The sequence below is a fragment of the Anaerococcus porci genome (assembly GCF_034090325.1).
Taxonomy (GTDB): domain Bacteria; phylum Bacillota; class Clostridia; order Tissierellales; family Peptoniphilaceae; genus Anaerococcus; species Anaerococcus porci.
This window is the reverse complement of sequence record NZ_JAXDSU010000053.1, coordinates 1-2422: the sequence shown is the minus strand read 5'-3', so window position 1 is coordinate 2422 and position 2422 is coordinate 1. Positions and strand designations below refer to the sequence as shown.

Here is a 2422-nt window from a genome sequence, read left to right as displayed (position 1 = left end):
TCTCCAAATTTGATATAATAAAACAAAAAGGAGAAAACCAATGTCAAAAACAAACTACAAACTAACAACAATTAATCATATAGAATATAAAGTACCTAAAATTTGTCCAATTTGTCATATGCCTCAAAATCCTGAGATATTAGATACAAAAACTAGTGCCGATTACTTAGAAGAACAAGTTGAAACCATTCTCTTAGCCAAGTGTACCAACTGCAATAAATATTATTTACTACCATATAGTATTATTGGCAGAAATGACGATCTTACGTACAAGACTAAATATTCCCCATACAAACCAACACTAAATATAGAATTAAACTTTCCAGAAGAAATCTATACCATTTCAGAAAGATTTGTAGAAATATACAAACAATCCCTAACATCAGAACAACTAGACCTAAACGAATTATCAGGTATGGGCTTTAGAAAATCAGTAGAATTTTTAATAAAAGACTATCTAATAAAAATTAACCCAGACCAAAAAGATAAAATATCCTCAATGCATTTAGGAAATGCTATCAATAAAATTGACAATGAAAACATAAGAAGTCTAGCGAAAACATCCAATATGTTAGCCAATGATCAAGTACATTACACTGTTAAATATAGCGATAAAGATATAAACGATTTAAAATCTTTCATAAAAGCTTTAACATACTACATTTCTATGGAAATAACCCTAAATAAATCAAACGAATTTTTAGAATCATTAAATAAAAATGAATCTAAATAGTACTGGTAATATCAGAAAAACTATCCAAAGGATCTATCCTACCTATGAACCTTCCATCCGTTTTGTAATACTCCTTAACTTCTCTTTGAAAATTGTCATAATCACTTGCTATCTCATAAGTCACTTCTACAACCGAAGTGACTTTTAAATTTTTATATTTTAAAACATTGCCAAGTTTATCATCAAAATCAGATAAACCACCTGCTATATTTCTGTCACTCATACAACCCCCTCCTTTCTTTTTCTTTATCATTTTTTCCAAATCCAATCTCCAAATTTGATATAATAAAACAAAAAGGAGAAAATAATGCAACTGACCAAACTAAACTTAAATTTTAACAACAGACTACACTCAGTAACCGCTCCCTTAACTTGTCCTTACTGTGGCAAAGTTGTAGAACTAACCGAAAGAAACTCAACTATGATGGCTTTTTCCAAAAACCAAGAAATATATTTGAAAATTCTTTTCGCTAAATGTTGTTCAAAAAATTTAGCAGCTACCTATCTATTAGAAAAACCCCAAAACGAAGAAATAAAAATAGAATTTATTTCATCATATCCAATGTCATCAGATACTTACTTCTATCCATCAATCCAAGACTTATCCCCAAACTGTATCAGACTATACAAAGACTCATCATTTGCATATGATCACAATATGTATGACCTTGCAGCTATGGGTTATAGAAAATCCTTAGAATATCTAATAAAAGACTATGCTATAAAAGAATTAAATAAGCCCAAAGAAGAAGTAGTAAAAAAATCCTTATATGATTCCATTAGCTCCTACATGCCACTACAACAACTAATCAATACAGCTGACGTCGTAAGACTATTAGCCAACGATAAAACACATTATCAGGAAAAATATAAAGAATATGACATAGAAGTTTTAAAAAAATATCTAGATATATTTCTAAAACTTATTGACACTGATTATTCAATAAATCATCCTCCTGTTTCTCGCCAAAATTAATATCTATACTCATTGATGAAATTTCGTTAATAAGAGAATTAACATCATTGAGCTTTTTTTCTAACTCATTAAGTTTCTCCAAACATATCTCTATGCCCTCAACATTTATCTTTACATTAGAATTAATAAAATTTGCCATTTCCCCTCCTTTCTTTTCCTTTGTCTTAACCTTTTAAACCTATCCACAATCTCCAAATTTGATATAATAAAACAAAAAGGAGAAAACTATGACACTTCAACAAGAAGATATTCAAATAATGAACATCAAAATACTAAAATTTATAAAGCGTAAAAACTCAGCTAGTAAAGAACAAATCCTTAAAAGATTTCCAGACCATAAACACCAAACACTCCATAGACTAGAGCAAATGTCCAAGCCAAAAGGTTTAAGATTCACACCTCAAGAAAGACAAAAACAATATCTTCAAGAAACATACAAAGAATCAAAACCAGACGAATTTGGAAATATTCGTATTATTTACACTGGAAACTACTCCCTAACCAAATATGGATATACCTACCTTGAAGATTACGTCCTTTTTGAAAGACGTGATGTGATAAAAGAATTTGTCCGTTCATTTCTATTTCCGTCCTTGGTAGCTTTATTAGTAAGCGTTCTAACAAACCTTCTATTTTCTTAAAAAATAATTAACCAATAAAGAAACAGCTAAGGCTGATAAAATAGGAGCAATCCAATCCATAAAAAACCAAAA

The 2422-nt window shown here is 29.5% G+C and carries 4 protein-coding genes; 3 read left to right on the top strand and 1 reads right to left on the bottom strand.

The features are described 5' to 3' along the window. Positions 1-40: 40 nt before the first annotated feature. A complete protein-coding gene (locus SOR60_RS05100) occupies positions 41-733 on the top strand; it encodes a hypothetical protein (RefSeq protein WP_320595394.1) in 693 nt (230 codons plus the stop codon). Here SOR60_RS05100 and SOR60_RS05095 read toward each other — a convergent pair. Continuing rightward, positions 726-956 (bottom strand): hypothetical protein, encoded by a 231-nt coding sequence (locus tag SOR60_RS05095; protein WP_320595393.1) that lies wholly within the window; start codon positions 954-956, stop codon positions 726-728. The two genes, SOR60_RS05100 and SOR60_RS05095, sit on opposite strands and share 8 nt — an antisense overlap. An 84-nt stretch (positions 957-1040) precedes the next feature. Between SOR60_RS05095 and SOR60_RS05090 the strand changes: the two genes are divergently transcribed. Together SOR60_RS05090 and SOR60_RS05085 are read left to right on the top strand one after the other, a co-directional pair. Continuing rightward, positions 1041-1709 (top strand): DUF4145 domain-containing protein, encoded by a 669-nt coding sequence (locus SOR60_RS05090; RefSeq protein WP_320595392.1) that lies wholly within the window; start codon positions 1041-1043, stop codon positions 1707-1709. Between the two features lie 227 nt (positions 1710-1936). Next, on the top strand, positions 1937-2350 hold the full coding sequence (locus SOR60_RS05085; RefSeq protein ID WP_320595391.1) for a hypothetical protein: 414 nt from the start codon (positions 1937-1939) through the stop codon (positions 2348-2350). Positions 2351-2422: the final 72 nt, after the last annotated feature.

Excerpts from the sequence above, each read along its gene's own strand:
- SOR60_RS05100 (WP_320595394.1), top strand. The coding sequence starts at position 41 with ATGTCAAAAACAAACTACAAACTAACAACAATTAATCATATAGAATAT.
- SOR60_RS05095 (WP_320595393.1), bottom strand. The coding sequence starts at position 956 with ATGAGTGACAGAAATATAGCAGGTGGTTTATCTGATTTTGATGATAAA.
- SOR60_RS05090 (WP_320595392.1), top strand. The coding sequence starts at position 1,041 with ATGCAACTGACCAAACTAAACTTAAATTTTAACAACAGACTACACTCA.
- SOR60_RS05085 (WP_320595391.1), top strand. The coding sequence starts at position 1,937 with ATGACACTTCAACAAGAAGATATTCAAATAATGAACATCAAAATACTA.